Origin of the sequence: Geodermatophilus sp. TF02-6 (genome assembly GCF_003319115.1) — a bacterium.
Lineage (GTDB): Bacteria > Actinomycetota > Actinomycetes > Mycobacteriales > Geodermatophilaceae > Geodermatophilus.
This window is the reverse complement of the sequence record NZ_QOHF01000004.1, coordinates 72,180-85,648: the sequence shown is the minus strand read 5'-3', so window position 1 is coordinate 85,648 and position 13,469 is coordinate 72,180. Positions and strand designations below refer to the sequence as shown.

11 protein-coding genes are annotated in these 13,469 nt (G+C 73.9%); 6 read left to right on the top strand and 5 right to left on the bottom strand.

Going from position 1 to position 13,469, the window contains the following annotated elements; translation table 11 throughout:
• Window positions 1-89 precede the first annotated feature (89 nt).
• The 3 genes from mce (at window position 90) to DQ238_RS05150 (ending at window position 3,380) form a co-directional block, all read left to right on the top strand.
• Window positions 90-545, top strand: a complete 456-nt coding sequence (gene mce, locus DQ238_RS05160) for a methylmalonyl-CoA epimerase (RefSeq protein WP_113780233.1) — start codon at window positions 90-92, stop codon at window positions 543-545.
• A gap of 95 nt (window positions 546-640) precedes the next feature.
• On the top strand, window positions 641-1,972 hold the full coding sequence (gene ccrA, locus DQ238_RS05155) for a crotonyl-CoA carboxylase/reductase (RefSeq protein WP_113780232.1): 1,332 nt from the start codon (window positions 641-643) through the stop codon (window positions 1,970-1,972).
• A 97-nt stretch (window positions 1,973-2,069) separates the two neighbouring features.
• Window positions 2,070-3,380 carry a hypothetical protein gene (locus DQ238_RS05150; RefSeq protein WP_113780231.1) on the top strand — a complete coding sequence of 437 codons (1,311 nt, stop codon included), beginning with the start codon at window positions 2,070-2,072 and terminating at the stop codon, window positions 3,378-3,380.
• A gap of 23 nt (window positions 3,381-3,403) precedes the next feature.
• Here the strand turns inward: DQ238_RS05150 and DQ238_RS05145 are convergent, their stop codons facing one another.
• Both DQ238_RS05145 and DQ238_RS05140 read right to left on the bottom strand, forming a co-directional pair.
• A complete protein-coding gene (locus DQ238_RS05145) occupies window positions 3,404-3,613 on the bottom strand; it encodes a hypothetical protein (protein ID WP_233495723.1) in 210 nt (69 codons plus the stop codon).
• Window positions 3,614-3,713: 100 nt separating this feature from the next.
• On the bottom strand, window positions 3,714-5,495 hold the full coding sequence (locus DQ238_RS05140; RefSeq protein WP_113780229.1) for a 3-hydroxyacyl-CoA dehydrogenase family protein: 1,782 nt from the start codon (window positions 5,493-5,495) through the stop codon (window positions 3,714-3,716).
• Between the two features lie 201 nt (window positions 5,496-5,696).
• Between DQ238_RS05140 and DQ238_RS05135 the strand changes: the two genes are divergently transcribed.
• Window positions 5,697-7,052: a M43 family zinc metalloprotease gene (locus DQ238_RS05135; protein ID WP_199506147.1), complete on the top strand. Its 1,356-nt coding sequence runs from the start codon at window positions 5,697-5,699 to the stop codon at window positions 7,050-7,052.
• 10 nt (window positions 7,053-7,062) lie between these two features.
• Here the strand turns inward: DQ238_RS05135 and nucS are convergent, their stop codons facing one another.
• Complete coding sequence (gene nucS, locus DQ238_RS05130) at window positions 7,063-7,734, bottom strand: endonuclease NucS (protein WP_113780228.1); 672 nt, start codon at window positions 7,732-7,734, stop codon at window positions 7,063-7,065.
• A gap of 443 nt (window positions 7,735-8,177) precedes the next feature.
• On the opposite strand from nucS, the gene DQ238_RS05120 reads away from it, so the two are divergent.
• Window positions 8,178-9,401 (top strand): HNH endonuclease signature motif containing protein, encoded by a 1,224-nt coding sequence (locus DQ238_RS05120; protein ID WP_113780226.1) that lies wholly within the window; start codon window positions 8,178-8,180, stop codon window positions 9,399-9,401.
• Window positions 9,402-9,942: 541 nt separating this feature from the next.
• Here DQ238_RS05120 and DQ238_RS05115 read toward each other — a convergent pair.
• Together DQ238_RS05115 and DQ238_RS05110 are read right to left on the bottom strand one after the other, a co-directional pair.
• Window positions 9,943-11,289, bottom strand: coding sequence for a dicarboxylate/amino acid:cation symporter (locus DQ238_RS05115; RefSeq protein ID WP_113780225.1), 1,347 nt, complete (start codon window positions 11,287-11,289; stop codon window positions 9,943-9,945).
• Window positions 11,290-11,569: 280 nt separating this feature from the next.
• The gene (locus DQ238_RS05110; protein ID WP_113780224.1) at window positions 11,570-12,343 is read right to left on the bottom strand and encodes an enoyl-CoA hydratase-related protein; all 774 of its coding nucleotides are present in this window, start codon (window positions 12,341-12,343) and stop codon (window positions 11,570-11,572) included.
• 73 nt (window positions 12,344-12,416) lie between these two features.
• Here DQ238_RS05110 and DQ238_RS05105 point away from each other — a divergent pair, with 73 nt between their 5' ends.
• Entirely contained in the window at window positions 12,417-13,442 is a 1,026-nt protein-coding gene (locus DQ238_RS05105; protein ID WP_113780223.1) for a Gfo/Idh/MocA family oxidoreductase, read from the top strand.
• The last annotated feature ends 27 nt before the right edge of the window (window positions 13,443-13,469 follow it).

Sequence of the window (13,469 nt, the reverse complement as noted above, 5' to 3'; positions counted from 1 at the left end):
GTCGGTCGCCGCCGTCCCCGGGAGCGGCCGTGTCGTGACACGCCTCACAGGCGGATGTCGTCTCAGACGTCTTGCGACAGGATGCCGCCGTGACCACTGACACGTCCCCCGGGCTGCCGCCCGGACTGTTCACGACCATCGACCACGTCGGCATCGCCGTCCCGGACCTGGACGAGGCGATCGCCTTCTACGCCCGGGCCTTCGGGGTGCACTCGGTGCACGAGGAGGTCAACGAGGAACAGGGCGTGCGGGAGGCGATGCTCGCCGTCGGCACCAGCGAGACCCGCATCCAGCTGCTCGCCCCGTTGACGCCGGAGTCCACCATCGCCAGGTTCATCGACCGTTCCGGGCCCGGCCTGCAGCAGCTGGCCTTCCGCGTCGACGACGTCGAGGCGGTGAGCGCGACGCTGCGCGAGCGCGGCCTGCGGCTGCTCTACGACACCCCGAGGCGGGGGACGTCGGACAGCCGGGTCAACTTCGTCCACCCCAAGGACGCCGGGGGCGTCCTCGTCGAACTCGTCGAGCCGGCAGCGGGCAGCCACTGACCCGGCCGACCGGTGACACCCCCCGTGACTACCCATCGGTAACATCTCGCGCCACCGCACCGCCTCGCGAGCCGACGAAGACCCGGGAGACGCACGTGTTCGACATCAGGGACGCCATCCTCGCCGACCAGACCGACGCCGTGGCCGGGTTGCCGGTGCCGGAGTCCTACCGGGCGGTGGTGGTGCGCAAGGACGAGCAGGACATGTTCACCGGCCTGCCGACCAGGGACAAGGACCCTCGCAAGTCGCTGCACGTGGAGCAGGTGGCGACGCCGGAGCTGGGCCCGGGCGAGGCGATCGTCGCGGTCATGGCCTCGTCGGTGAACTACAACACCGTCTGGACGTCGATCTTCGAGCCGGTGTCGACCTTCGGGTTCCTCGAGCGCTACGGCCGCCAGAACGACCTGACCAAGCGGCACGACCTGCCCTACCACGTCGTGGGCTCCGACCTGGCCGGCGTGGTGCTGCGGGTCGGGCCCGGGGTGAACCGGTGGCAGCCCGGCGACGAGGTGGTGGCGCACTGCCTGTCGGTGGAGCTGGAGGACCCGGCCGGCCACGACGACACGATGCTCGACCCGCAGCAGCGGATCTGGGGGTTCGAGACCAACTTCGGCGGCCTGGCCGAGCTGGCCCTGGTCAAGAGCAACCAGCTCATGCCCAAACCGGCGCACCTGACCTGGGAGGAGGCCGCCGCCCCCGGGCTGGTCAACTCCACCGCCTACCGGCAGCTGGTCAGCCACAACGGCGCGAACGTCAAGCAGGGCGACGTCGTCCTCATCTGGGGCGCCTCGGGGGGCCTGGGCTCCTACGCCACCCAGATGGCCCTGGGCGGGGGCGCGATCCCGGTGTGCGTGGTCTCCAGCCCGGCCAAGGCCGACATCGTCCGGTCCATGGGCGCCGAGCTGGTCATCGACCGCTCCGCCGAGGGCTACACCTTCTGGAAGGACGCCGACACCCAGGACCCGAAGGAGTGGCAGCGCTTCGGCAAGCGGATCCGGGAGCTGACCGGCGGCGACGACCCCGACATCGTCTTCGAGCACCCCGGCCGGGAGACCTTCGGCGCGAGCGTCTACGTCGCCAAGAAGGGCGGGGTCATCGTCACCTGCGCCTCCACCAGCGGCTACCTGCACCAGTACGACAACCGCTACCTGTGGATGAACCTCAAGCGGGTCATCGGTTCGCACTTCGCCAACTACCGCGAGGCCTGGGAGGCCAACCGGCTCATCGACCGCGGCCTGATCCACCCCACGCTGTCCAAGGTCTACCCGATGCACGAGGTCGGCCAGGCCGCCTACGACGTGCACCGCAACCTGCACTCGGGCAAGGTCGGCGTGCTCACCCTCGCCCCCACCGAGGGCCTCGGCGTCACCGACCCCGACAAGCGGGAGCGGCACCTGAGCGCCATCAACCGCTTCCGCGGCGTGTGAAGAGGCGGCGTGTGAAGAGACGGACCCCCCGCCCCCACGGCCCCGTCCCGAGGCTCATCCGCCGACCCCGCCCCGCCGACTCTGCGAGGATGGCGGCATGACCGATCCGCGCCGTGACCTGATGCCGATGCGCGAGGCGCAGCACTCGTTCGACGTGGTCCTGCGGGGCTACGACCGGCACCAGGTGGCCGAGACGATCGAGCGCCTCGAGGCCGACGTCCGGGTGGCCCTGGCCGACCGCGACGCCGCCATGAGCCGCGCGGCCGACCTCGCCGCCCAGCTCTCGGCGCTGCACGGGGAGATCGACCAGCTGCGCCGCAAGGCGTCCTCCGCGCCGAGCACGTTCGAGAACGTCAGCGGGCGGATCCAGCACATGCTGCAGCTCGCCGAGGAGGAGGCTGCCGAGATCCGCCGGTCTGCCGAGGAGGAGGCCCAGGCGCTGCGCGAGCAGACCGCGGCCGAGGAGCGGGCCATGCACGAGCGGCACGCCGCCGGGCAGTCCGAGGTCGAGCGCACGATCGCCGAAGCCCGCCAGGCCGCCGAGCAGATCGCCAGCAAGGCGCAGATCCGCGCCGACGAGCTGGTCGCCAAGGCGCAGGAGAAGGCCGCCCGTCTCGACACCGAGTCCCAGGCCCGCCGGGAGAAGGTGGACGAGGACTTCGAGATCGCCCAGCGGGCGCGCCGGCAGGAGACCCTGCGCCTGGAGCAGGAGCGCGACCGCTCCTCGGAGGAGGTCGCACGCCAGCGCGTCGCCGCGGCCGAGCAGCACGCCGCGCGGCTGGTGAGCGAGGCCGAGGCGGCCGCCGGGGCCATCCGCGCGGTGCGCGACGAGCTGGCCGGCCGGCTGGCCGAGGCGCGTCGGGTGCTGGGGCAGCTGCCCGACCTCGCCGACCGCCGTCCCGAGGCCCAGGCCGGGCCGCGGCCGCCCGCTCCCGGCCAGCCGCGCCCGCAGCCCTTCCCGCGGACGTCGCAGGGGCAGCAGGAGCCCGCGCGCACCGACCGCCCGCAGGAGCAGCCGACCGGCCCGGTCCCCGCGCCGCAGCCGGTCGGCCCGGTCACGGGGCAGCAGCCGGCGGTGCGGCCCACCACGGCGCCGCAGCCACGTCAGCGCCCCGGGCAGCCGCCGGCCACGGGAAACGGGGAGGCCGCCGCAGCCCGTCAGCCCACCCGGCCCCCCGCGCCGCCGACCCAGCCCGCCGTCCAGCGGCCAGGGGACGCCCCGACGCACCAGGCGCAGGTCCCCTCGGCGCCGACGCCGGAGCAGACCCAAGAGCTGCGCCCGGTCACCACCGACGACGCGGGCACGGAGCCGCCGGCGCGGCTCGACCCACCGACGCTGGTCCAGCCCGCGGTGACCGAGCCCGACGCCCCGCCCGACGGCCAGCCGGTCACCCCCGGACGGCGCTGACCCGGACGGCGTCCCGGCCTCCCTCAGCGCCGCCGGCCGCGGGCCCGCCAGCAGGCGGTGTGCCAGTGCCGGCGCAGGTCGGCGGCCGAGCCGGTGTCCCACGGCTCGAGGTCGGAGGCCCGGGTGTAGGCCGGCCAGGTCACCAGGTGCGGCGTCCCCGGGCGGATCTCGTGGTCGCAGCCCGGGCACCGGTAGGTCTTGCCGGTCGCCGACCCGGGGAGCGGGCGCACCACCCAGTCGCCGTCCGCGGCCTCCTCGACCGGGTCGGGTCGAGGAGGCAGCGGCCCCGTCGGCCGTCCGCCGGAACGCCTGCCGCGCCGTCCCACGCCCGGGTCAGCGCTGCGCGTGGTCCCGGAACCCGCGGCCGGTCTTGCGCCCGAGGTAGCCGGCGGTGACCAGGTGCTCCAGCAGCGGCGCCGGGGCGAAGCCGGGCTCGCGGAACTCGGTGTACAGCTCCCGCTCGATGGCCAGCGCGACGTCGAGGCCGACCACGTCGAGCAGCCTGAACGGGCCCATCGGGTAGCCGCAGCCGACCTCCATCGCCGCGTCGATGTCGTCGGCGGTGGCGTAGTGCGCCTCGAGCATCCTGACCGCGTCGTTGAGGTACGGGAACAGCAGCGCGTTGACGATGAACCCGGCGCGGTCGCTGCACGAGACCGGGTGCTTGCCCAGCCGCAGGGCGACCGTGTGCCCGGTGGCGGCGACGTCGGACGCGGTGGCGATGGTGGAGACGACCTCCACCAGCTTCATCACCTGCGCGGGGTTGAAGAAGTGCAGGCCGACGACGTCCGCCGGCCGACCGCTGGCCCGGGCGCACTCGATGACCGGCAGGCTGGAGGTCGTGGTGGCCAGCACGGCGCCGGGCCTGACGATCTCCCCGAGGGCGCCGAAGAGAGCCTGCTTGACGCCCAGGTGCTCGACCACCGCCTCGACCACGAGGTCGACATCGGCGAGGTCGTCCAGGGCGGTGGTGCCGGTCACCCGCCCGAGCGCCTCGTCTCGGGCGGCCTCGGTCAGCCGGCCGCGGGCCACCTGCTTGTCCAGCGACCGGGTGAGGGCGCCCTGCACGGCCTCGACCTTGTCGATGGTCCGGGCGACGACGGTGACGTCGTACCCGCTCGTGGCGAAGACCTCGACGATGCCGGTGGCCATGGTCCCCGAGCCGACGACGCCGACCGTGCGGACGTCGCGGGCTCCCTCGATGGCGCCCTCCTCGGCCGGCGTCTGCGCGTCGGGCACGACCTCGGCGGAGTCGCGACCGGCGTAGGTGTAGAAGCCGCGGCCGGACTTGCGGCCCAGCAGGCCCGCAGTCACCATCTGCTTGATCACCGGGCTGGGTGCGTGCAGCCGGTCGCGCGACTGCCGGTACATCGTGTCCAGGATCTCGTAGGCGGTGTCGATGCCGATGAGGTCCATGAGCGCCAGCGGGCCCATCGGCAGCCCGCAGCCCAGCCGCATGGCCGCGTCGATGTCCTCGCGGCTGGCGTAGCGGTTCTCGTACATGGCGACCGCGTGGTTGAGGTAGCCGAACAGCAGCGCGTTGGCGATGAACCCGGCCTTGTCGCCGATGGTGACGTCGACCTTGCCCAGGCGGGCGGCCAGCGCCTCGACGTCTTCGATCACCGACGGCTCGGTGACGACGGTGCGCACCACCTCGACCAGCTTCATGACCGGCGCGGGGTTGAAGAAGTGCATCCCGACGACCTTGCTCGGCCGCCCGGTCGCCACGGAGATCTCGGTGACCGACAGGCTCGAGGTGTTCGTGGCCAGGATGGTGTCCGGCGGGCAGATCTTGTCCAGCGCGGTGAAGATCTCCCGCTTGAGCTCCATGCGCTCGGGCACGGCCTCGACGACCAGCTCGGCCTGCGCGAGGTCCTCCAGCGAGGTGCTGAACCGGATCCGGCCGAGGATGGCGTCGCGCTCGGCGGCGTCGAGCTTGCCGCGGCTGACCGCCCGCCCGGTGGACTGCTCGACGTGCCCGCGGCCGCGGGCCACCGCCGCGTCGTCGACCTCCACGGCGGTCACCGACAGGCCCGCCCGGGCGAGCACCTCGGTGATGCCGGCGCCCATGGTGCCCAGGCCCACGACGCCGACCTCGGTCAGTTCTCTGGCCACGCTGCCGTCCCCTCTGAGCCGATGCCCGTCACCGGGCACTGTCGTCCGCGATCCCCCGGAGTCTCGCACCCACCGGGCCCCGGAGCGCACGCGGCCTACCAGCTGGTAACACCCGCCGGCCTCCCGATGCCGTCCGCCCGGACGCGGTCCACGCTGGTGCGCGGTGCTCACCCGAGCCCGAGGTGAGCGGAGGGGACGGCGATGCGGACGACCGGCAGCGACAGCTCGGGGCGGGGAGCGGGAGGCGGGGCCCCCGTCCGCCGCTGCGGCACGATGGCCGTCCACCGGCGGCTGATGGCGGAGTCGGCGGCCTACCGCGCGACCCGGGCGCAGATCGAGGAGCGCACGAGGGGCTACCTGGCCGGCAGGGACGCCCAGCAGCTCCCCGACGTGGCGCACGTCCCGGTCGTGGTGCACGTCGTCTCCGCCGCCGATGAGCAGGACGTCTCCGACGAGCAGGTCACCAGCCAGATCGAGGTGCTCGACCGGGACTTCCGGGGCGCCAACCCCGACGTGTCGATCCTCCCGCCGGCGTTCGCGCCGCTGGTCGCTGACAGCCGGGTCGAGTTCTCCCTCGCTCCCACCGACCCGGCCGGCGCCTCGACGACGGGCATCACCCGCACGCGGACGACGGTCGCCTCGTTCACCGTCGACGACGCCGTCAAGCGGGCGTCGACCGGAGGCGTCGACGCCTGGCCGGCCGACCGCTACCTCAACATCTGGGTGTGCCAGCTCGCCGGTGGGCTGCTGGGCTACGCGCAGTTCCCCGGCGGACCGGCCGACACCGACGGCGTCGTCGTCACGCACACCGCCTTCGGCACCACGGGGACGGCGACCCCGCCGTTCCACCTCGGCCGGACGGCGACCCACGAGGTCGGCCACTTCCTCAACCTGTTCCACATCTGGGGCGACGACGGCACCGGCTGCGACGGCACGGACGAGGTCGACGACACCCCCGACCAGGCCGGCGAGAACACCGGCGTCCCCAGGTTCCCGCACGTCACCTGCGACAACGGGCCCGACGGAGACCTCTTCTACGACTACATGGACTACAGCGACGACCAGGTCCTGGTCCTGTTCACCCACGGCCAGGCGGCGCGGGTGCAGGCCTGCCTGGCCGACGTCCGGTCCTCGCTGATGCAGCCGGCTCCGGCGGCCACCCCGCGCCCGACCGCTCCCGTGCCGGTGCAGCGCGAGCCCGAGGTCCCCGCGGCGCCGTCCCCGGGCCCCGGGACGGGGAGCGACACCGCCGCCGGGGTGACCGGACGGTGGCTGCACGCGTTCGAGGAGGACCACGGGGACGTCACCGTCTACCGGCCCGCCGGCGCCGACCTCCCTCGCGCCCGGGGACGGCGCGGCATCGAGTTCACCCAGAACGGCTCCTTCACCGAGTGGGCCGTCGGCCGGGGGGACGCACCGCAGCCGCTGCCCGGGCGGTGGCGCCGCGTCAACGCCCAGCGGCTGCAGGTGAGCACCGGGCGCGGGGAGGAGCGGGTACTCGAGGTCGTGCAGCTGACCCCCGACCGGCTCGAGGCGCGCTGGTCGACGGCGCCGTGACCGCAGCGGGTCAGAACAGCCGCTGGGTGGGGTCGTCGGTGCCCTTGAGGACGGCGTAGTCGACGGTGAAGCAGTCGATGCCGCGGTCACCGGCGAGGACCCGCGCCTGCGGCCTGATCTCCTGCGCGGCGAACACGCCCTTCACCGGCGCGAGCAGCGGGTCGCGGTTGAGCAGTTCCAGGTAGCGGGTCAGCTGCTCGACGCCGTCGATCTCCCCGCGGCGCTTGACCTCGACCGCGACCGTGGTGCCGTCGGCGTCGCGGCAGAGCAGGTCGACCGGCCCGATCGCGGTCGGGTACTCGCGGCGGACCAGCGACCAGCCCGGCCCGAAGGTCTCCACGTGCAGGGCCAGCAGCCGCTGCAGCTCGGCCTCGACGCCGTCCTTCTGCAGCCCCGGGTCGACGCCGAGCTCGTGCGAGGAGTCGTGCTCCACCGACTCGATGGTGATGACCAGCTGCTCGCCGACCCTGTTGGTGACCGTCCAGGTGCCCGCGCCGTCGACCAGCTCCTCCTTGAGCGAGCACGGCGGCGTCATCCAGTTCAGCGGCTTGTAGGCGCGGTCGTCGGCGTGCACCGACACCGAGCCGTCGGCCTTGACCAGCAGCAGGCGGGGCGCCATGGGCAGGTGGGCGGTCAGCCGCCCGATGTAGTCGACCGAGCAGCGGGCGATGACCAGGCGCACGGGTGCGACGCTACCGGCAGGACCGAGACACCCCTGCGTCCCGGCACAGCGGGTGATCTCCGGCTGTCCGCGTTCTGACGTTGCTGCGGATCGCTCGACGGCTACATCAACGCCCGGCTGTCGGTCATCGACCTGCACCAGATCCGATCGCGCGGGGCTGAAGTGGTCGAGCCCGCCGGGACGCAGCCGTGCGAGGGAATCGCGATCTCCTCCTCCGTAGTCGGCAGAGAGTCCGGCAGTGAGTGCAGCCACCATCGCCCGGCGGGTGGGGTCCCCCTGGCAACGCACAGCGTGCCCTGGAGCCACTGATCGTCAACCGGCCCGTCGCCACGGTCGGTCGGACCGCTGATCATGTCGACCGAACTCTCGTTCTGAGCTGCGGTTTTGTCGTACCCGAGGTCTAGCGTGCGGAGTGTTGGGACGGCGGGAGGAGGTGGTCGGCGGTGTCGGAGCTGCGTTCTGCCCTCGACGACCTCGCCGGGATCGACCTCGACGAGCTGTCCGGGGACGCGCTGCTCGACCTGGTGGCCGAGCTGTCCACCGCCGCCAACCGGGTGGCCGCCGCGCTGACCTCGGCGGTGCGGACCGTCGACCGCCGGGAGGCCTACCGCCGCGACGGCGCGGTGTCGATGAAGAGCTGGCTGCGCGGCGGCTGCCGGCTGGCCCCGGCCGAGGCCACGGCGATCGTCTCGACCGGGCGCCGGCTGCAGCAGCTGCCCGCCACCGCGGCCGCGTTCGCCGCCGGGGACATCACCGCGACCCACGCGCGGGTCATCACCAAGGCCATGACCCCGGCCCGGGTCGCCCAGGCCGCGCAGGCCGGCATCGAGTTGGAGGAGACCGACCGCATCCTGGCCGACCTGGCCCGGCAGACCGCTCCAACGGAGACGGCGCGCGGGGTGGCCCGCTGGGTGGCCGGCATCGACCCCGACGGCGCGCTGGACGACGCGGCCGACGTCCGCCGCCGGTTCGCCATGGCCAGTGGGCTCGACGGCCGGGTGCACCTGCGCGGGGAGCTCGACCCTGTCGGCGGGGAGTACCTGCACACCGCGCTGGCTGCGCTGATGAACGGCGACCGCCCGGCGGGTGATCCCCGCGGCCACGCCGAGCGCCAAGCCGACGCCCTGGTCGCCCTCGCCCGCCGAGCGCTGGACGGCGGTGCGCTGCCCGACGTGCGCGGGGAACGGCCGCACGTGCGGGTCAGCATCGACTGGCAGGCCTTGTGCGCCGAGCGTGGCGCTGCCGGCGTCTCCGGCGGTTCGCTGGGGTGGGCCGGTCCGATCTGCCCGGAGACGGCGCGGCGCCTGGCCTGTGATGCCGGTGTCGTGCGGTTGCTCGTCGGCCCCGACGGGTTGCCGCTGGACGTGAGCCGCGCCATCCGCACCGCCACCGCGGCGATCCGCCGGGCCGTGGAGCTCCGCGACGGGCACTGCGTGTTCGCCGGCTGCGATGCTCCGCCGGAGTGGTGCGACGTCCACCACGTCATCCACTGGGCGCACGGCGGGCCGACGTCCTGCGACAACGGCGCACTGCTGTGCGAACGTCACCACACCGCCTGCCACGAGGGCGGCTTCGCCGTCAGCCGCGATCCCGGCACCAGCACCTGGCACACCTACCGCCCCGACGGCACCGAGATCCGACCACCCCGTCCCCACCGGCGGCAGTGACCCGCTCGGTGAGGGCTGTCGACCGCCGGCTTCCGACGTCCGACCAGTGACAGTGGACGTGCGCCGCTGGCAGTTCCTGACACCGCCGACAACGACGTCGACCGTCAGCGGGTCTTCCTCGGTACGGCGGTGCCGGCGACGTGCCGGACGACTTCCGCTTCGCCCTCGACCAACTGCTCGACGCTGCCAATTGCTCGACGCTGCTACCTACCTGTACTCGTCCGATTCCTCGTGTTGGGTGGACGGACGGGCACGTCAGCATCGCCGGGCTGCATACGCACCCTCGACCGCCACCCGTACGGCGCGGACCTCGCCGCGGTCGTCGACGAGGTGCTGCAGCGCCTCGCCGTGAACGGTGCCGACCTGGAGGTGCGGCTGGAGGTCTCGGCGAGAAGCCGGGCAGGTTCGGCGAGGACGTCGTCCGGACCGTCAGCGAGAACGCGACGACGCTGCGGCTCGAGCAGTCCGGCTTCGAGGCCGACTGAACAACGACGGGCCCGGGCCCTGCGGGTGCAGGGCCGGGCCCGTCGGAGCGAGGCCGTCAGGCGGCCGCGGGCTGCCGCAGGTCGGCGTCCACCCCGGCGCGCTCGTCGACCCGGGCCAGCGGGTCGACGGTGGAGGTCGACCGGTAGCGCTCGACGTCGAGGATGCCCTCGCGCTTGGCCACGACGGTCGGGACCAGCGCCTGACCGGCGACGTTCACCGCGGTGCGGCCCATGTCCAGGATCGGGTCGATCGCCAGGAGCAGACCGACGCCGGCCAGCGGCAGGCCCAGCGTGGACAGCGTCAGCGTGAGCATCACGACCGCGCCGGTGACGCCGGCGGTGGCCGCCGAGCCGATGACCGAGACCAGCGCGATGAGCAGGTAGTCGGTGACCGAGAGGTCCACGCCGAAGAACTGGGCCACGAAGATCGCCGCCAGCGCCGGGTAGATCGCCGCGCAGCCGTCCATCTTGGTCGTGGCACCGAGCGGCACGGCGAAGGAGGCGTAGGACCGCGGCACGCCGAGGTTCTGCTCGGTCACCCGCTCGGTCACCGGCAGGGTGCCGATCGAGGAGCGCGACACGAAGGCCAGCTGGATCGCCGGCCAGGCCCCGGCGAAGAAGCGCAGCGGCGAGAGGCCGTGCAGGCGCAGCAGCACCGGGTAGACGACGAAGAGCACGAGTGCCAGGCCCGCGTAGACGGCGCCGGCGAAGACGCCGAGCGAGCCGAGGGAGCCCCAGCCGTAGCTGGCCACGGCGTTGCCGATCAGGCCGACCGTGCCGATCGGGGCCAGCAGGATCACCCACCACAGCAGCTTCTGCACGACCGCCAGGCCCGCGCGGACGACGGCGAGGAACGGCTCGGCCGGCTGCCCCACCTTGAGCACGGCGACGCCGATCGCGACCGACAGCACGATCAGCTGCAGGACGTTGAACGACAGCCCGCCGTCGGCGGAGGTCTGCAGGCCGAGGACGTTGGCCGGGACCAGACCGGTGAGGAAGTCCCACCAGGATCCGGTGGTCGCGGGCGCGGCCTGGGCGGCGGCGTCGACGGAGCTGTTGCGCCCGGGCTGGGTGAGCAGACCCAGGCCGATGCCGATGGTCACGGCGACCAGCGCGGTGACCGCGAACCACAGCAGGGTCTGCCCGGCCAGCCGGGCGGCGTTGGACACCTGCCGGAGGTTGGCGATGCTGACGATCACCGCGGTGACGATCAGCGGGGGGACGAGGACCTTCAGCAGCGTGACGAAGGTGCTGCCGACGGTCTGCAGGGTGCTGGTCAGCCAGTTGGGCGAGCCGTCGGCGACGGGGCCCATGTCGCGGGCGACCAGCCCGAGGGCGACGCCCAGCACCAGGGCGAGGAGGACCTGCGCCGCGAACGGGACGCGGCGGAGACGAGCGAGCACGAGAAGGGTGCCTTCCGGAGGTGGTTCGGTGGGTGACGACGGGGCGCCGCGCGCTCAGCGCCCGGCGGTCGCGTGCCCGAGGTCGACGACCAGGCGCCGGGTCAGGCTCCACACGTTTTCCACGCAGAGGTCAATGCACCGCGCCGCCGTCGGCATCCCCGGTGTGCGGGGACTCACGTCCGGAGGAACGTCCAGCGGGTCGGGCTGCCGGCGAAGTCGGCAGCAGTCAGACCCCACACCGGCATGCCGTGCGGCTCCCCATCCACCCCGGCGGTCACGGCTAGTCCGGCCAGACCGGCGGGCGCTTCTGCAGGAAGGCGGTCATGCCCTCGACCGCGCCGGGGAGCTGGCTGGCGGCGGCCATGACCTCGACGGCGGTCGTGTAGGCGTCCTGCTCCGGGCGGTCGAGCTGGGCGTACATCGTCTGCTTGCCCCAGGCCTTGCTGGCCCGCGAGCCGCGGGTGGCCCGGGCCATGAGGTCGGCGACGGCGGCGTCGAGCTCCGCGTCGGGCACCACCCGGTTGACCAGGCCCCAGTTCAGCGCGGTGGCCGCGTCGATGACGTCACCGGTCAGCGCCAGCTCCATCGCCCGTTTGCGGCCCACGTTCCGGGCGATCGCGACCATCGGCGTGTGGCAGAACCAGCCGCCCTTGCCGCCGGGAGCGGCGAAGCCGGCCGACTCCGCGGCGACGGCCAGGTCGCAGGAGGCGACCAGCTGGCAGCCGGCCGCGGTGGCCAGGGCGTGCACGCGGGCGAGGACGACCTGCGGGACGTCCTGGACGGTCTGCATGAGCTCGGTGCACAGCTGCAGCAGGCTGCGCACCTCGGTCACCGGGCGGCCGGCGACGTCGGCGAAGTCGTGGCCGGCGCTGAACACCGGGCCCTCCGCGGCGAGCACGATGCCGGCCGCGTCGCTCCCCCCCGCCTCGGTGACCGCGGCCAGCAGCTGGCCGAGGTGCTCGCGGGAGAGGGCGTTGCGCCTCGCCGGTCGGCACATCGTGATGGTGACGACGTCGCCGTCCCGCTCGACCCGTGGCGCGCCCTCAGCAGTCATGGGTCGACCTCACCACGGCCGGCCGGCGGGGGCAACGGAGTGCGCCGCTCACCCTCCGGTGCACGATCCCCGCATGGAGCCCGTGCGTTTCGGCCTGGTGGGGTACGGCTTCGGCGGCCGGTACTTCCACGCGCCGCTGCTGGCCGCCGCGCCCGAGGTCGACCTGCTCGGCGTGGTGACGACGTCGGACCAGCGGCGCGCGCAGGTCGCCGCCGACTCCCCGGGCCGCGCGACGTTCGGCTCCCTGGAGGAGCTGGCCGACGCCGGAGCGGAGGCGGTGGCCATCTCCACCCCGGTCGACACGCACACCCCGCTCACCGAGCGGTCGCTGTCCCTGGGTCTGGCGGTCGTCTGCGACAAGCCGTTCGCGCTGGACGCCGCGGCCGCGTACGAGACGGTGCAGCTGGCCGCGGCTCGGCGGCTGCCGCTGGCGCCCTACCAGAACCGGCGCTGGGACTCGGACTTCCGCACCGTCCGCGCCCTGGTCGCCGACGGGCGGCTGGGCACCGTCACCCGGTTCGAGTCCCGGTTCGAGCGGTTCGCCCCCGAGCCCGGCCCGCCGGCCGCGGGCGGCGGCACGCTGCTGGACTTCGGCAGCCACCTGGTCGACCAGGCGCTGGTGCTGCTCGGTCCGGCGACGAGCGTCTACGCCGAGTGGCGGCTGCGCGAGTCCGGCCTGGACGACGACGTCTTCGTGGCCCTGACCCACGCGGACGGCGTCCGCTCCCACCTGGCCGGCAGCTGGAGCGAGGGCGCCCCCGGGCTGCGTTTCCGGGTGACCGGGACCGAGGGCAGCTACGTCGTCGACGGGCCGATGGACGGGCAGGAGGCCGCGCTCGTCGCCGGGCAGAGCCCGGCCACCCTCGGCGACCGCTGGGGCGTCGAGCCGCCGGAGCGGTGGGGGCGCCTGTGCCGCGGGGACGACGGCGAGCCGGTGCCGACCGAGCGCGGCCGCTGGGACACCTTCTACCCGGCCTTCGCCTCCGCGGTGCGCGGGGAGGGCCCGGTGCCGGTCGACCCGCGGGACGCCGTCGCCACCGCGACCGTGCTGGACGCCGCCCGCCGCAGCGCGACGACCGGCGAGGTCGTCGCGCTGTAGTGGAGCGTGGGAGCGGAGGACTGCGCC

Coding starts and splice junctions, on each gene's coding strand:
- DQ238_RS05135 (WP_199506147.1), top strand. CDS start 5,697: ATGCGGACGACCGGCAGCGACAGCTCGGGGCGGGGAGCGGGAGGCGGG.
- DQ238_RS05105 (WP_113780223.1), top strand. CDS start 12,417: ATGGAGCCCGTGCGTTTCGGCCTGGTGGGGTACGGCTTCGGCGGCCGG.
- DQ238_RS05150 (WP_113780231.1), top strand. CDS start 2,070: ATGACCGATCCGCGCCGTGACCTGATGCCGATGCGCGAGGCGCAGCAC.
- DQ238_RS05110 (WP_113780224.1), bottom strand. CDS start 12,343: ATGACTGCTGAGGGCGCGCCACGGGTCGAGCGGGACGGCGACGTCGTC.